Source organism: Lysinibacillus sp. GbtcB16, assembly GCF_019091145.1.
GTDB lineage: Bacteria > Bacillota > Bacilli > Bacillales_A > Planococcaceae > Lysinibacillus > Lysinibacillus fusiformis.
The window spans coordinates 1,770,970-1,785,869 of record NZ_JAGXJV010000001.1 but is presented as its reverse complement, the minus strand read 5'-3'; the positions used below and the strand labels follow the sequence as shown (position 1 = coordinate 1,785,869).

Here is a 14,900-nt window from a genome sequence, read left to right as displayed (position 1 = left end):
GGATTCCGAACGCAACAAAAAGGAGGTTTTTAACAATGGCGTGGATTGTCCAAGAAGCGAAGACACAAAAACAATTAGCTGAACAATTTAAAGCTCTTATTGCTCGTTCATCTATTTTGCAAATACCAGGAGCACATGATGCAATGGCTGGTTTAATGGCTAAAAAAGTTGGCTTTGAGGCATTGTATCTTTCGGGTGCCGCTTATACAGCGAGTAGAGGCCTACCAGACTTAGGAATGATTTATTCAAATGAAATCGCTCAGCGTGCTAGTGATATTATTCGGGCTACTAATTTACCTATGCTAGTGGATATTGATACGGGCTTTGGTGGTGTATTAAATGTTGCCCGTACTGCTTGTGAAATGGTAGAGGCAGGGGTTGCTGCCGCACAGCTAGAGGACCAAAATCTTCCTAAAAAATGTGGACATTTAAATGGCAAAACTCTTATTTCAATAGAGGAAATGATACAAAAAATAAAAACGATTAAACAAATAGCCCCTACATTAGTAATTATTGCTCGCACGGATGCAAGGTCTGTTGAAGGCTTAGAGCAGGCTATTCTAAGAGCCAAAGCATATGTTGCTGCTGGGGCAGATGCTATTTTTCCAGAGGCATTACAAACTGACAAGGAGTTTAAACAATTTGCCAATGAGTTAGATGCACCCTTATTAGCCAATATGACTGAATTCGGTCAAACTCCTTATTATACCGCTAAGGAATTTGAAAAAATGGGCTACTCGATGGTCATTTATCCTGTTACGTCTATGAGAGTTGCAGCGAAAGCATACGAGCGTGTATTTGAATTAATAAAAAATACTGGAACACAACAAGAAGCAGTTGAGGATATGCAAACAAGAAGCGAATTATATGAAACGATTTCCTACTATCAATTCGAGGATTTAGATCGTGAATTAGCAAAAACCATCTTACCTAAGGAGGAAATAAAGTAGGAGAGCTGAATGGCTTTTCTCCACTTTCTTTCAAGGAGGACTCATATGGATCGACTAGAAGACAAAATGACAATCTTTACACCAGAGGATTTTCATGATGAAGAAGAGCTCATTGCAAAAACTGCTGAGCTCTTCATTAAACAGGATGTCTCACCGAATATGTCATCTATTGAACTGCAGCAATATGCGATCACTCGTCAACTATTTCAAAAAGCAGGTGATCTTGGTTTACTGGCTATTGAAATTCCCGAGGCCTATGGAGGACTCGAGCTCAATAAAACAATTTCCGGTCTTGTAGCAGAGAAAATGGGTTTTGGGGGCTCTTTCAGCGTTTCCTACAATATCCATGCTGGGGTGGGCACATTACCCTATGTCTATTTTGGCGATGAGGAGCAAAAGCTGAGGTACTTACCAAAGCTTGCATCTGGAGAATGGATTGGTGCCTATGCACTTACAGAGTCCGATGCAGGCTCTGATGCACTGCGCCCCAAAACGAATGCTAGATTAACAGAAGATGGTACAGCATGGATAATAAACGGAGAAAAGCAATGGATTACGAATGCTCAGCTAGCAGACGTCTTCGTTGTTTTTGCCCAGACGCATAATGGAATGACTGCGTTGATTGTCGAACGTTCCTTTAAAGGGGTATCTGTAGGTCAGGAAGAGGAGAAAATGGGCATTAAAGGCTCTTCAACGGCAACGCTCATTTTAGAAGACGTGATGGTACCAATTGATCATGTTCTTGGAGAGGTTGGCAAAGGGCATATCGTCGCTATGAACATCTTGAATATGGCTCGTCTAAAGCTTGCCTTTTCCAATATAGGAACGGCCAAACAGGCATTTCAATTAGCAGTGAATTACGGGAAGGGACGGAGACAATTTGAACGATCTATCGTTGATTTTACAATGATACAGGAAAAACTTGCTGACATGGCCGTTTTGATTTATGGAGCAGAAAGTGCTGCATACCGAACGGCTGGAAAAATGGATGAGGCTATTGCATCAGGAAGTAAGGAAACGGTGGTTCAGAAAATATCCGGATTTGCACTCGAATGCGCACTCCATAAAGTACATTGTTCCGAAGCACTTGGAAAAATTGCTGATGAAGCTGTCCAAATACATGGTGGATATGGTTATATGCAAGATTATGATGTGGAACGTTTGTATCGGGACGCAAGAATTAGCCGTATTTTCGAAGGTACAAATGAAATCAATCGCCTCACATTGGCAAAAATGCTGTGGAAAAAAAATATACAAACAACTGCAATAGCAGATGATTTTATGCACTGTCAGCCATTCGAAAATAATCACCATTATATCCTTCTCTCCAAGCATTTGATGCAACTAGCAATTACAGTCATTACGAATGCACAGATTCAACTCGAGCAGGAGCAAGAATTTATGCGTTTGTTGGCGGATATAGCCATGGAAAGCTATGTCATGGAATCAGCCTGGCTGAGGTCGAAAAAAGCTGTACATGAGCAAACAAAACAATTGATGACAGACATATTATGCCAGGAGGGTTACCGCAAAATAGAAGAAAGTGCAATTACTATTATTACGGCCGCTGAAAGCAATGAGCAAAAACGAGTAAGCTTGCTAAATAGTATTCGACAGTTAAATATTCCACTACGGCAAAATCTATTTATGAAAAAAAGGATACTTGCGAGAACATTCATTGACAACCCAAAAATGATTAGTTAGGAGGAGCAACATGATTGATACATTGGCAAACGTTACGAAAGAGGGGTCTATTGCTATTATTCATTTAGATCATCCACCTGCAAACACTTTGTCATCAGCCTCTATTGAAAACCTGCGTCGTATTTTCCAAGAGCTAGCGGAGGATGAAGAAACAAGTGCCATTATTATGACTGGCACTGGTCGATTTTTTGTCGCTGGGGCTGATATAAAGGAGTTTGTTTCAGCCTTTGGCCAACAGGAAAAAGCATTGCAAATGGCTCAAGCAGGGCAAGCGCTATGCGATGAAGTAGAAGCCATGAAGAAACCAGTTATTGCGGCCATTAATGGACCCGCCCTTGGGGGTGGACTCGAACTAGCGTTAGCATGTCATTTCCGAATTGCTTCTAAACAAGCCATTCTCGTCTTACCCGAATTAAAGCTTGGACTACTTCCTACATTCGGGGGGACTCAACGACTTAGCAGAATAACAAATCAAGCAACGGCGCTCCAATTAATTTTAACAAGTAAACAATTGAGTGCTGACGAGGCATTACAGCTCGGTATTGTCCAACTAGTAACAGAACCTGAGGAACTTTTGATGACGGCTAAGACTGTTGCGAATTCCTTTGTTGAGGGTAAAAGTATGACAAGTGTCTCTCGTACAATTGAATGTGTAATTCAAAGCACGAAGGCTAATTTTCAACAAGGACTAGAGCTTGAACGAACGAGTTTTGCTGAGCTATTGTTAACAAATGATGCTAAAGAGGGTGTGCAGGCATTTATTGAAAAAAGACAGCCACACTTTAAACATTGTTAAAGGAGGGGTCCAACATGGCAAACGAAGTACTATTTTCGGTCGAAGATGGAGGAGCGGCAACCATTACATTGAATCGCCCTAAAGCTTTAAATTCTCTTTCCACTGACATGCTTAACCCTATTAGAGAAAAATTAAAAGAATGGGAAGCGAATGATGAAATCCGTCTTATTGTACTACAAGGGGCTGGGGAGAAGGGATTTTGCGCTGGTGGTGACATTAAAACACTTTATCAAGCACAATCCAGTCAAGATGCATTACAAGGGGCTGAAAACTTTTTCGAAGTAGAATATGAAGTTGATTTGGCGATCTATCATTATCCTAAACCCATTATTGCTTGTCTTGATGGCATTGTTATGGGAGGTGGGGTCGGTTTAACCTATGGTGCAAGCCACCGAATTGTTACAGAGCGGACTAAATGGGCGATGCCAGAAATGAATATTGGCTTTTTTCCAGACGTTGGAGCGGGCTATTTCTTAAACAAAGCGCCAGGTTCTATTGGTTACTACCTAGCATTAACTGCGTCCACTATTAAAGCAGCAGACGTCCTTTTTGCTAATGGGGCAGATCATTATATGACGAGTGAAAAGCTATCTGATTTCCTTCAAAGTGTAAAACAGACGGACTGGCATTCTAACAATATAAACGCAATCATAACCCAACTAATAAAGAAATATTCTAGTAAGCCATCCGCGAACAGTGAACTTGAGAAGCTTCAAACAGTAATAAACCACCATTTTTCAAAACATACTGTAGAGGAAATCATACAATCCTTAGACCAAGACCAAAGCGAATTTGCCCGTGACACGAAGCACTTGCTTCTGTCGAAATCACCCTCCTCTTTAAAAATTACGTTACAGCAGCTTATGGACGCTCGTGAAAAAAAAGTAGAAGAATGCTTTAAGACCGATTTCATTTTGGCAAGAAACTTTTTAAGACATAGGGATTTCTATGAAGGTGTGCGCTCCGTTGTCATTGATAAGGATCGAAATCCTCATTATACCTATCAATCATTAGAAGAATTCACAGAAGAGGATAAGAAAAGGTTTTTTCAAGAAAACAGTGTAACATTATAGATTTCGTTTAAAAATCCTGTTAGTAGCAGGATTTTTTTATGGAAGAAATGGGGGAACTGCCAGCTACTAGGCAAAAAAACTTTATCAAATGACATCCCCCATTCAAACATGAATACTAGCTTTTGAGCTCTTCATTTTCAGATGGAGTAGAGCGGTGTAGGATGTTATCTAGTATGCTACCAGTAATCGGCATAAAGAAGTGGAGGATGAACCCACCCAAACAAACCGTTATGATTGTGCCAAAGCCAATTGGGCCTTTCACTATTAACGCCAGCACTAAAAACAAGATATAAATAGTCGTTCTTGCAAAAAAGATGCTCCTTTTCGTTAGCTCTTTAATTAGTAAGGTTAATCGGTCAACAGGAATCGGTGCAAAATTCGTATGTAAATAGGTGGCAGTCCCTAACCCAATCACAACTAAACCAACACCAAAACAAACAACTTGACTATACCAAGCTACAGGTGTTAACTCATTGTGTAACAAAAATAACCACATATCAATCCCAATTCCCGTAATAAAAGCTGTAATAAAGCCCAAAAATTCGGGCCTTTGTTTAGTTAGTATAGCATTACAGCCTATTAAAATAATGGCCAATATAATTTCCCAGCTACCAATTGTCAGCCCTATATTTTTAGATAGTCCTACTAAAAGAGCATCGAAGGGGGAAGTACCTAGATTGGATTGAATAGTTAAAGAAATGCCTAGCGTTAAGATAAAAATGCCTATGACATAAAAAACATATTTCACTTTTACAACCTCCCTACAATTTATATTGCATATACAACAAAATTAAGTTACATTCAATATATACTCTTTTTGTTGCATTTGCAACATAAAATCTATAAAGAGTTTTAAAGGAGTGTAATCAATGTCAATCAAATTTGCAAAATGTAGCGTAGGTGATTTAAAAAAACTCCAAGAGGTGAGTATTGAAACATTTAATGATACCTTTAAAGATCAGAATTCACCTGAAAATATGACTGCTTACTTGGAAAAAGCATTTACAGAGGATCGGCTGGAAAAGGAATTATGTAATGAAGCTTCAGAATTCTATTTTATTTATGACAATGATGTCATTGCGGGTTACTTAAAGGTGAATGTCAATGATGCCCAATCTGAACAAATGGGGAATGAGTCCCTTGAAATTGAACGTATTTATATTCGACAGTCATTTCAAGGAAGAGGTCTTGGCAAATATCTTATGAACAAGGCGATCGAATTAGCTGAAGTCCAAAACAAAAGTAGCATCTGGTTAGGGGTCTGGGATAAAAATGACAACGCCATAGGTTTTTATAAAAAAATAGGCTTTGTTCAAACTGGGGCGCACAGCTTTTACATGGGTAAGGAAGAACAATTAGATTTAATTATGACAAAAACACTCATTTAAATTTTAAATGGCAGAAACGTTGATATCGCAACATTTCTGCCATTTTTCTATACATACTTAATATTTTTCTGCATGAACATCTAGATGCCATAGCTAGAAAAAATAAAAACATTCAAGCCATAAGAACCATTCCGAAATGAAGCTCTTCTTTCTGTTTATTTGTAATATTTCATCTTTATAACCCTTTAAATATTAATAATCTTTCATAACTGATACAAAAAACGACGTATTTTTCTATACTTTTACCTATTTCGATGGTTTATATTGCCATATAGGTCTTTAGACAGTTGAGTCATTTCCAAATTACCTATAAAATGTAATTATTATTGAAAACGATAATCATTATCAATTATAAACGATATTGTTTCTTTTACTTCTCAGTCTTTCTAATAAGGGAGACTCCTTTTTTTAACAATGAGTGATAATGATTATCAATTAATAGTAAAAAGGCTCTGTGAAAGGATTGGTTTATTTCATGCAACAGATTGCTAAACAGATTGCAGAAAATGCAACGTTTCAGGCGTTTATAAATTGTTATATACGAGAGGTGAGAAGCGGGCATTGGGTCAAAAAGGAGGAGTGGATTAAAGAACAACGACTATCAGCACTGATTACAGAGGCACATATATTTGAGCTTGAGTTACCAAGACAAAACATACGTTTTGCCTTTGGTGTGGAATATAAATCTCTTGTCGGAAGACAGGTAATTGGTACGCCGTTGAAGTATTGTACAAAACAAAAACAATGGCTTGTCGAGGATAAATTATCGATACTTATTACGCTCATTCAGGAACTACATTGGATGGCTAAGAGGGATAGCAATCTTAATCTTTCTTCCCATTTTGACGAACTCATTCTTCGCATAATTGAGAGCTATCAAACGATGGCCCATTATATTGAAAAGAGTTTGGAAGGTGATAAGCAACCTGGAGCTAGCGGTACGTTTATTGAAGCGGAGCAGTCTCTCTTACTGGGTCATTGGCTTCATCCAACACCCAAAAGTAGACAAGGGATGGCAGATTGGCAACAAACCAGTTTTGCTCCAGAGTTACAAGGTTCTTTCCAACTTCACTATTTTCGTGTTGACCGTAAAATGGTGAAGGAGGCCTCCGTATTAGAAAAAAGTGCGAGTGATCACATTGTTCAATCGTTAAAAACATCACAGCCTAATTTTGTTGCGTCAGTGAAGGATTGTTTCATTCCTGTCCACCCACTACAAGCACAATGGCTTCTACAGCAACAATATGTAAAAAAGGCGATTACTGAAGGATTCATACAATACGAGGGTGCGCTAGGCGCTTTTTATACAGCAACCTCTTCCATCAGAACGGTTTACAACTCACAGGAAGAAATGATGTATAAGTTTTCAATTCCTGTCAAAATAACAAATTCATTGAGGGTCAATAGAACTCATGAACTTAAAGCTGGGATTGCTATGGCTCGATTAATGAATAAAATAGATTTTTTAGAAAATCATCCATCCTTTCAGATGATTCATGACCCTGCTTATATGACTGTAGAGTTTCCACACCAGACGGAATCAGGGTTTGAGGTTATTTTTCGCTCAAACGTATTTCCTACAGGCCAAGATGAAGGAATCTGCATGATCGCTACGCTTGTGCAAGAGCCCCTGCTAGAAGAAAAATCAAAGCTATGTCAGCTCATCATGAAAATCGCTCAATCCGAACTCCGGTCATTAGAGAGTGTCAGCTTAGATTGGTTTAAAGATTATTGGACATGTGCGATAGAACCATTATTAAGATTATACGATGAGCATGGGATCGCTCTGGAAGCCCATCAGCAAAACAGTCTATTAAACATCTCTTCCGGTTATCCAACCACATACTATTATCGCGATAACCAAGGGTATTACTTATCAAAAGCCTATAAAGATGTACTTCTTGCAAGAGAGCCATCTTTACATGAAACAGAAGAGCTGTTTTACGAAGATGCTCTTATTCAAGATAGATTTACGTATTATTTATTTATGAATCAACTGTTTCCTGTTATTTCTCGATTTGGAGCGGATCAGCTTATTAATGAAAATGTTCTTTTGAAGTGGTCTATCGAACAACTGCACTTATTAGAAAAAGAATTGGCAGGTTTCGGGAAGGCATTTGTTCGGAACATTCTAAATCAAGAAGAGCTTGCCTTCAAAGCAAACCTTTTAACAAGGTTTCATGATGTAGATGAACTTGAAGCCGAACTTGAGCAAGCCGTATATACGAAAATTCCAAACCCCTTTGTTCGTCAGTATGAGGAGGCAGAATATGCAGCAGCTACAGCCTTTAGCCTCTAAAAGAGGAGAGCTACGTGTAAGACGGCAGCTTGTTGAAGCGATGATCTTTGAGGGACTAATCAACTATGAAGAAACACGTCTGGATCAATGGACTTCAATTTTTACTCTTATTGGACAGACATACACCTTTCGCTGTGAAGGAAGAAGAATGGCATTTGATCGCATCCGAATAAAGGGAGATCATATTTTTCTAGTAAGCAAGGATGAGACGTTACAGGAAGCAACATTTGAGGAACTAGTCGATGAATTACTGACGAGTCATCAAGATAAAGTTCGGTTACTGATAGAACTTCATTTAACGAGTAATCTTTGCGATTGGAATGATAGACATCTCCAAATGCCGATATCGAGAAGACATTCGAGCTATGAGGAATTAGAATCGGAAATTATGGAAGGACATCCGTATCATCCTTGTTTTAAATCTAGAACCGGTTTTACGATTGACGACCATATAAACTATGGCCCTGAAGGAAAGCAATCATTCACCCTTCAATGGGTGGCAGTGAGAAGAAGCTATGTACGAATCGCTGTTCTTGAGAAAGAAGAAGATTTCTGGAAAAGAGAGCTAGGGCATTTACTGTGGGACGACCTTCTTACCGAGCTTGCGAGATTCAATGGCACATTCGAAGACTATACGTTCTTACCTGTTCACCCTTGGCAATGGCGTACCATGAAACAGGAGCTAGCTGAATTAATGGAACAAAGAGATTTCATAGCTTTAGATGTGAATGGAGATTACTATAGGGCAACCCAATCAGTCCGAACATTATGGAATTCCTCACATCCCCAAAAGGCGCAATTAAAATGCTCAATGAATATGGTGAATACCTCTTCATTACGAAAGTTACATGCTCATGCTGTTTGTGCTGCTCCTCATATTTCTGCATGGCTTAAACAGGTACTTCAATCAGATGCCTATTTACAAAAGACTGTTATTGTACTGGAAGAATATGCAGGCATTATTTTTGAACCGCATGCCTCAAAGCATAGTAGTAAATTAGAAGGTCAGCTTGGCACCATCTGGCGAGAAAGTGTGCGCCTGTATATGAAGGAGGAGGAGGAAGCAGTACCCTTTACGGTACTCATGATGATGGAGTTAGATGGTCGTCCGTTTATTGCTGATTGGCTATGCCGATATGGTACGGAGGCGTGGATAAAACGCTTGATTGAAGTGAGTGTTATTCCAGTTTGGCACCTACTTGTTGCTCACGGAATTGCAGTAGAGGCCCATGCGCAAAATATGATTTTATTGCATGAAAATGGGTGGCCGACTCGGGTTGTACTGAGAGATTTCCATGACAGTATCGAATATACGGAAGAATTCATAGCAGATCGAAACCTCATCCCCGATTTTGGAACGATACATGACCGATTTAAAGATGCACCTGCCGATCATTATTATTGGATGTCATCTGTAGAGGCTTTACGTGAGTTAGCGATGGATACACTATTCGTGTTTCATTTAAGTGAGCTATCTAATTTGCTAGAAGAGCAATATGGATATGAAGAAATACGCTTTTGGAATCAAATTAAGAACGGCATAGAGAAGCACTTTGAACGCTTTCCATCTTTCCAGGCAAGAAATGAACAGCTTCAGCATACTAGTACACCTATTTATGTTGAATCCTTACTAAAAAAGAAAGTGCAAAATCAAGAAGAAGGTAATTTTCGCCATATCGTCAACAATGCGTTGGCACAAGCGAATGAAAAGGGGAAATCATGATGTTTTATGTCAATGATCAATTTTATACAGTAGAAGATATTGAAAAACAGTTTGATATATATGAACGCTTACCTCATCTAAAGGAATGTAACAATAGGAGATTAGCAATTTGTACGGATGATATTTTCCAATATATAGCTCTTTGTTTATATATTCGTGAAAAAGGAGGGTCAGTTGTCCCAATCCATCCAGCGACGCCCAAAGAGGGGGCCATAAGAATCGCTTCGACAGCGGGTAGTCATCTGTTATTGTTCCAATCTATTGATGATTTTATCGAATTATCCAATCTTTCCAATAACCAAGAAGGGGTATTAGTTCAAATGAGCTCTGGTACAACAGGAGCTCCAAAATGCATTGAACGAACGTGGAGCTCAGTGGACGAGGAGGTTGAAAGCTATGTTCAGACATTACCTGTTGATTCCTTGACAAATTCTATTGTTGCTTGCCCAGTTACTCACTCTTATGGTTTTATTTGTGGTGTCCTTGCTTGTATAAGAAGAGGAGCAAAGCCGGTTATTATTACGAATAATAATCCTAAATATATGTTGAAAAAGCTAAAAGAATATCCTCAGCACATACTCTATGGAGCCCCAGCATTACTTTATACATTAAGTCGATTATTACCGAGTGATCAACAATTTGATCGTGTGATGACGTCAGGGACTGTGATGCCACATAGCTGGTTAACATCATTAAGAGAGAAATCTAACCAAGTCCTTCAGCAGTATGGATGCTCCGAATCCGGCTGTGTTGCGATTCACCCTAATGTGGAAGATACGAAAGAAATGGGCTATCCTCTTCCTCATGTGAAGGTGACAGCTGGTGACAAACAAACACCAAGCGAGATTATCATTGAAACATCTACACAAACGATTTATACGAAAGATCTTGGCTATCTAGAAAATAATATTCTTTCTTTTCTTGCAAGAATCGATGACACAATTAATGTAGCAGGCTTGAATGTGTATCCGCAAGAAGTGGAAAACGTGTTAATGGATGAGCCAAGAATAGTCGAAGCAGTCGTATATAAGAAACAAGACCATTTATCAGGAGAGCGAGTTTGCGCACTCTATGTGTCTGATGTACCGATCGATCATATAGAACTTAGAGAGTGGTGTCGGAAATTTCTTGCTCCACATCAAATTCCAGTGGAGTTCGTGTTTGCTCATGAAATACAAAAGCTTCCTAATGGAAAAATAAGTAGAAAAAAACTTGGAGGCATTCCCGTATGACAAGGCAACAACTGATCAAAAGCATCTATGATATTATGGAAAATTCATTAGAGTTGCAGACATTGTCTTCTTTTAATGAAGATGCCCGATTAAATGAGGATTTGTATATGGATTCCATTATGGTCCTTCAACTTATTCTTCATATAGAGATGGACCTTGGCATTGCTATTCCCGATGAGGTGCTTGTTCCTAAAGATTTCAAAACAGTAGGGACACTAGTAAACTTCTTAGAAAAACAGCAAAAGGTAGAATAATCGGAGGCTAAAAATGATAAAAGTTCATTGTTTTGTAAGCTGTGTTTGTGAGGTTATTAAGAAGACCAAAGGCGTCGATCATAGGCCATATTATTTTGGAGTATGGGATGCGGATTTCGATGTGCTTGATAATGGTGTGCTTACATACCACTCTGATGAAATTGATCATGATTTCTTTCAAACGTGGTATGAAATGCTTTATGGAATCAAGCTTCATAAATGGTATGACGAAAATCAAACAAAACACGAAAATATAAATAAGCTACTAGCGTTAGTAGAGCATAAATCTCCCCAGCAACATGTAATGGTGATGTTAGATTTATCAAAGCTTCCAGAGCGAGAGAATAAATTTCATCAAAGTCCATTCCCTCATTATGTGATGCTAGAATCGACAGAAAATGAAGAAGAGTGGTTTATGTATGACCCTGATTTTCGCTGGGAGGGGTTATTACCAAAGGAAAGAATTATAGCTGCCATCCAAGAGCCAACTGTCGGAGGAGGTTATTATTTTGATTCCGAGACGATCATTGCTCCAACTACAGAGACAGTTGAAGCCTATTTTAATACATGTATCAAGCTTCAGCGTAATCCATTGACAGATGCCATTGCTGAAATTATTAATGAGCATACTGCAGAAAATAACAAAGAAAGTATCTCAAAACTTCCGGCTGCCATAAAACAATTGCCAGTTATAGCGATAAGAAAATATGCATATGAGCATGCATTTGCATATTTTTGGGAAGCACTTGGCCGTGCTGAGGAAGGCTTTGACACATGGTGTGATGAAATTGAGCATTTAGTGAAGGGCTATACAACAGTTCAATATCGAGTGATGAAACTTGCGATGACGCATGATCCATTATTAATAGAAGATATTTATGTGAAGCTAGAAGAACAAAATCTACTTGAGTTCAAGATCAAGCAAGGATTACAAGAATGCTTCCAAGCATGGTTAACACTACAGCACAAGAAAGAGGTCACGTTATGAAACTATCTATTTGTACAATCTCGTTTCGACATCATCTTTATTCAATAGATCAATTAGCTCACTTTGCCAAAGCACAAGGCTTTCATGGTATTGAGCTTTGGGGTGTTCATGCAAAGAACTTAGCAGATGATCTTCATTATGGAGCAGATTGGCTAAGATCCTTCGGTTTGGAAACGAGTATGCTTAGTGATTATTTACCATTAGAGGCACCGGTTGCTGAAATGATGGCTGAAACAGAGAGGTTATCTGCACTTGCAGAGCACTGGGGAACAAATAAGATTCGTACTTTTGTCGGCAAGCAGGGCAGCTTAGAAACGAGTAAGAAGGAAAGAGAAGAACTCACTTTCAGACTTGAATTGATCTGTGATTATCTCGAGTCAAAAGGACAATACTTGCTTGTTGAAACTCATCCGAATACGTTGACAGATAATCTACCCTCAACCATACAGTTACTCGAAGAAACGAACCACTCAAGCTTACGAGTTAACTTTGACGTTTTACACGTATGGGAATCAGGGATGGACCCAATTGTCGCCATGAAGCAACTTCGACCTTATATTTCACATTTTCACTTAAAAAATATTGCCTCTCGCACACAACTGGATGTTTTTGCTCCACACAATGTCTATGCTGCATCAGGGACTCGAGAAGGGATGGTTCCATTATTTGAAGGGGCCATTGATTACGGTGAATTCCTAGCAGAAATAGATTCAAATAGGGAGATAGATGCCTCACTAGAATGGTTTGGATCAAATGTAAAGAGTGTTTTAACAAAGGATATACAGGATATAAAAAAGGCTTTACAGCTAGTGCAAATTTAGTATAAGGCTATAGAAAATCCCAAGGAAAACATTTGTCGTCTTTCCTTGGGATTTCTTCTTTATATTGGCGTTATTAAGCGATACGTCTGGAGAGCTACTGATTACAAACGATCAGTTTTCAGAGCTTCCATACTTAGCTACATAGAAATAATTTTGGTTGCTACCGTTTGCTGAAATACTTGGTCATGCTCTACAAACACCATTGTAGGATTAAAGCTCTGGATGAGCTCCTCAATTTGTAGACGGGAATAGATATCTATAAAGTTTAATGGTTCATCCCAAATATATAAATGAGCCTTCTCACATAAACTTTTGGCAATAAGTAGTTTTTTCTTTTGCCCACCTGAATAATGAGCAATATCCTTCTCAAATTGAATTCGATCAAAATCCATTTTACGAAGGATGGATTTAAATAATGTTTCATCAATGCCATGCTCTTCAATAAAATCCGATAATGGTCCCTTTAAATGGGAAGTATCCTGCTGAACATAAGATATAATAAGACCTGAGCCTACATGGATGGTACCCGTATGCTGTATGTCGTTTCCATGAATGAGTTTTAAAATACTACTTTTACCGCTTCCATTTTTTCCATCAAGAACAATACGATCACCCTGTTCAACTTTAAAGCTTAATGGTTGATTAATCATGTTGTCATCATATCGAACAGATACATCAGTCAAAGTAATAAGTTCCTTTGACTGAAACGCCAATGGCTCTAGTTTTAATGACTCCGTTTTTTCTACATTTTTTAGTAATTTTGATTTTTCATCGATTGCTTTTTGCTGTCTTGATTCAATGTGCTTCGATCTCTTCATCATCTTAGCTGCCTTATGTCCAACAAACCCTTTATCTAGCTTAGAACCTGAATTCGTCGTCCCATTTTTAGAAGCCTCGACTTGATTGGACCAGCCTGCCGAACGCTTCGAGGAATGTTTTAATCTTTCAATGTCCTTTTGTAGACGATGGTTTGTTGCTTCCTCATGTTCCTGCTGTCTATCAAAATTTAACTTCCATGAAGAATAGTTACCACTTTGAACGTCAATATTGGCTCGATTGATGGAAAGGATATGGTCCACACAGCCATCTAAAAACGTTCTATCATGCGAAATTAAAATAAATCCTTTTTTCTTCTTTAAATAATTAGCGACAATTTTTCGTGCATCTGTATCTAGATGGTTAGTCGGCTCATCAATTAATAGAAATTGACCCTCCGTCAAGAAAAGGGCAGCAAGCAAAACCTTCGTTTGTTCTCCGTTCGATAATGTATAAAAGGGGCGATACATAACCTCAGCATCTACATGTAGATATGATATTTCACGAAGATACTCCCAATCCTCTGCCTGCGGGCAAATCTCCTCAAAAATTTCATACGTATATTTGTTCCGATCTGCAACAGGGTAGGGGAAATAAGTAAAATCTACTGAAGCATTAATTTTTCCACTATACTCATATTTCCCTAATAATAACTGAAAGAATGTTGACTTCCCTCGACCATTTCTACCGATAAATCCTAGTTTCCAATCCGTATCTAATTGAAAGTTAACACCTTCAAAAATAGGATCAAAGCTACCTGGATAGGAAAATGTTAAATTTTGAACTTGTATCATTGACATGATAACTCCTCCTTTGTATAGCAATACTTTTTTTCTTTCTTTTATACAAAGTCGGC

13 protein-coding genes are annotated in these 14,900 nt (G+C 38.5%); 11 read left to right on the top strand and 2 right to left on the bottom strand.

From position 1 onward, the window contains the following. The first annotated feature begins 35 nt into the window (after positions 1-35). From prpB to KVT27_RS08950, 4 genes are read left to right on the top strand one after another with little or no spacing between them, the layout of a single operon-like run. Positions 36-950 carry a methylisocitrate lyase gene (gene prpB / locus KVT27_RS08965; RefSeq protein WP_036126027.1) on the top strand — a complete coding sequence of 305 codons (915 nt, stop codon included), beginning with the start codon at positions 36-38 and terminating at the stop codon, positions 948-950. A gap of 45 nt (positions 951-995) precedes the next feature. Beyond that, positions 996-2,654, top strand: coding sequence for an acyl-CoA dehydrogenase family protein (locus KVT27_RS08960; RefSeq protein WP_036126025.1), 1,659 nt, complete (start codon positions 996-998; stop codon positions 2,652-2,654). Positions 2,655-2,664: 10 nt separating this feature from the next. Beyond that, positions 2,665-3,450, top strand: a complete 786-nt coding sequence (locus KVT27_RS08955) for an enoyl-CoA hydratase-related protein (RefSeq protein ID WP_217581163.1) — start codon at positions 2,665-2,667, stop codon at positions 3,448-3,450. Between the two features lie 14 nt (positions 3,451-3,464). Next, complete coding sequence (locus KVT27_RS08950; RefSeq protein ID WP_036126022.1) at positions 3,465-4,523, top strand: enoyl-CoA hydratase/isomerase family protein; 1,059 nt, start codon at positions 3,465-3,467, stop codon at positions 4,521-4,523. A 115-nt stretch (positions 4,524-4,638) separates the two neighbouring features. Here the strand turns inward: KVT27_RS08950 and KVT27_RS08945 are convergent, their stop codons facing one another. Further along, complete coding sequence (locus KVT27_RS08945) at positions 4,639-5,271, bottom strand: YczE/YyaS/YitT family protein (protein ID WP_036148457.1); 633 nt, start codon at positions 5,269-5,271, stop codon at positions 4,639-4,641. A gap of 121 nt (positions 5,272-5,392) precedes the next feature. On the opposite strand from KVT27_RS08945, the gene paiA reads away from it, so the two are divergent. The 7 genes from paiA (at position 5,393) to KVT27_RS08910 (ending at position 13,228) form a co-directional block, all read left to right on the top strand. Continuing rightward, the gene (gene paiA, locus KVT27_RS08940) at positions 5,393-5,911 is read left to right on the top strand and encodes a spermidine/spermine N(1)-acetyltransferase (protein ID WP_036148456.1); all 519 of its coding nucleotides are present in this window, start codon (positions 5,393-5,395) and stop codon (positions 5,909-5,911) included. A 475-nt stretch (positions 5,912-6,386) separates the two neighbouring features. After that, on the top strand, positions 6,387-8,210 hold the full coding sequence (locus tag KVT27_RS08935) for an IucA/IucC family protein (protein WP_036148454.1): 1,824 nt from the start codon (positions 6,387-6,389) through the stop codon (positions 8,208-8,210). Further along, positions 8,182-9,933: an IucA/IucC family protein gene (locus KVT27_RS08930; protein WP_036148453.1), complete on the top strand. Its 1,752-nt coding sequence runs from the start codon at positions 8,182-8,184 to the stop codon at positions 9,931-9,933. Before KVT27_RS08935 ends, KVT27_RS08930 begins: the two co-directional genes overlap by 29 nt. Further along, a complete protein-coding gene (locus KVT27_RS08925; protein WP_036148452.1) occupies positions 9,933-11,165 on the top strand; it encodes an AMP-binding protein in 1,233 nt (410 codons plus the stop codon). Before KVT27_RS08930 ends, KVT27_RS08925 begins: the two co-directional genes overlap by 1 nt. Then, positions 11,162-11,419, top strand: a complete 258-nt coding sequence (gene asbD / locus KVT27_RS08920) for a petrobactin biosynthesis protein AsbD (RefSeq protein ID WP_036126013.1) — start codon at positions 11,162-11,164, stop codon at positions 11,417-11,419. Before KVT27_RS08925 ends, asbD begins: the two co-directional genes overlap by 4 nt. 13 nt (positions 11,420-11,432) lie before the next feature. Next, on the top strand, positions 11,433-12,407 hold the full coding sequence (locus KVT27_RS08915; RefSeq protein ID WP_036148451.1) for a DUF6005 family protein: 975 nt from the start codon (positions 11,433-11,435) through the stop codon (positions 12,405-12,407). Continuing rightward, complete coding sequence (locus KVT27_RS08910) at positions 12,404-13,228, top strand: sugar phosphate isomerase/epimerase family protein (protein ID WP_036148450.1); 825 nt, start codon at positions 12,404-12,406, stop codon at positions 13,226-13,228. The genes KVT27_RS08915 and KVT27_RS08910 overlap by 4 nt, the downstream gene beginning before the upstream one ends. A 137-nt stretch (positions 13,229-13,365) precedes the next feature. Here KVT27_RS08910 and KVT27_RS08905 read toward each other — a convergent pair whose 3' ends face one another. Next, positions 13,366-14,844, bottom strand: coding sequence for an Lsa family ABC-F type ribosomal protection protein (locus tag KVT27_RS08905; RefSeq protein WP_217581162.1), 1,479 nt, complete (start codon positions 14,842-14,844; stop codon positions 13,366-13,368). Positions 14,845-14,900: the final 56 nt, after the last annotated feature.

Coding starts and splice junctions, on each gene's coding strand:
- prpB (WP_036126027.1), top strand. CDS start 36: ATGGCGTGGATTGTCCAAGAAGCGAAGACACAAAAACAATTAGCTGAA.
- KVT27_RS08960 (WP_036126025.1), top strand. CDS start 996: ATGGATCGACTAGAAGACAAAATGACAATCTTTACACCAGAGGATTTT.
- KVT27_RS08955 (WP_217581163.1), top strand. CDS start 2,665: ATGATTGATACATTGGCAAACGTTACGAAAGAGGGGTCTATTGCTATT.
- KVT27_RS08950 (WP_036126022.1), top strand. CDS start 3,465: ATGGCAAACGAAGTACTATTTTCGGTCGAAGATGGAGGAGCGGCAACC.
- paiA (WP_036148456.1), top strand. CDS start 5,393: ATGTCAATCAAATTTGCAAAATGTAGCGTAGGTGATTTAAAAAAACTC.
- KVT27_RS08935 (WP_036148454.1), top strand. CDS start 6,387: ATGCAACAGATTGCTAAACAGATTGCAGAAAATGCAACGTTTCAGGCG.
- KVT27_RS08930 (WP_036148453.1), top strand. CDS start 8,182: ATGCAGCAGCTACAGCCTTTAGCCTCTAAAAGAGGAGAGCTACGTGTA.
- KVT27_RS08925 (WP_036148452.1), top strand. CDS start 9,933: ATGTTTTATGTCAATGATCAATTTTATACAGTAGAAGATATTGAAAAA.
- asbD (WP_036126013.1), top strand. CDS start 11,162: ATGACAAGGCAACAACTGATCAAAAGCATCTATGATATTATGGAAAAT.
- KVT27_RS08915 (WP_036148451.1), top strand. CDS start 11,433: ATGATAAAAGTTCATTGTTTTGTAAGCTGTGTTTGTGAGGTTATTAAG.
- KVT27_RS08910 (WP_036148450.1), top strand. CDS start 12,404: ATGAAACTATCTATTTGTACAATCTCGTTTCGACATCATCTTTATTCA.
- KVT27_RS08905 (WP_217581162.1), bottom strand. CDS start 14,844: ATGTCAATGATACAAGTTCAAAATTTAACATTTTCCTATCCAGGTAGC.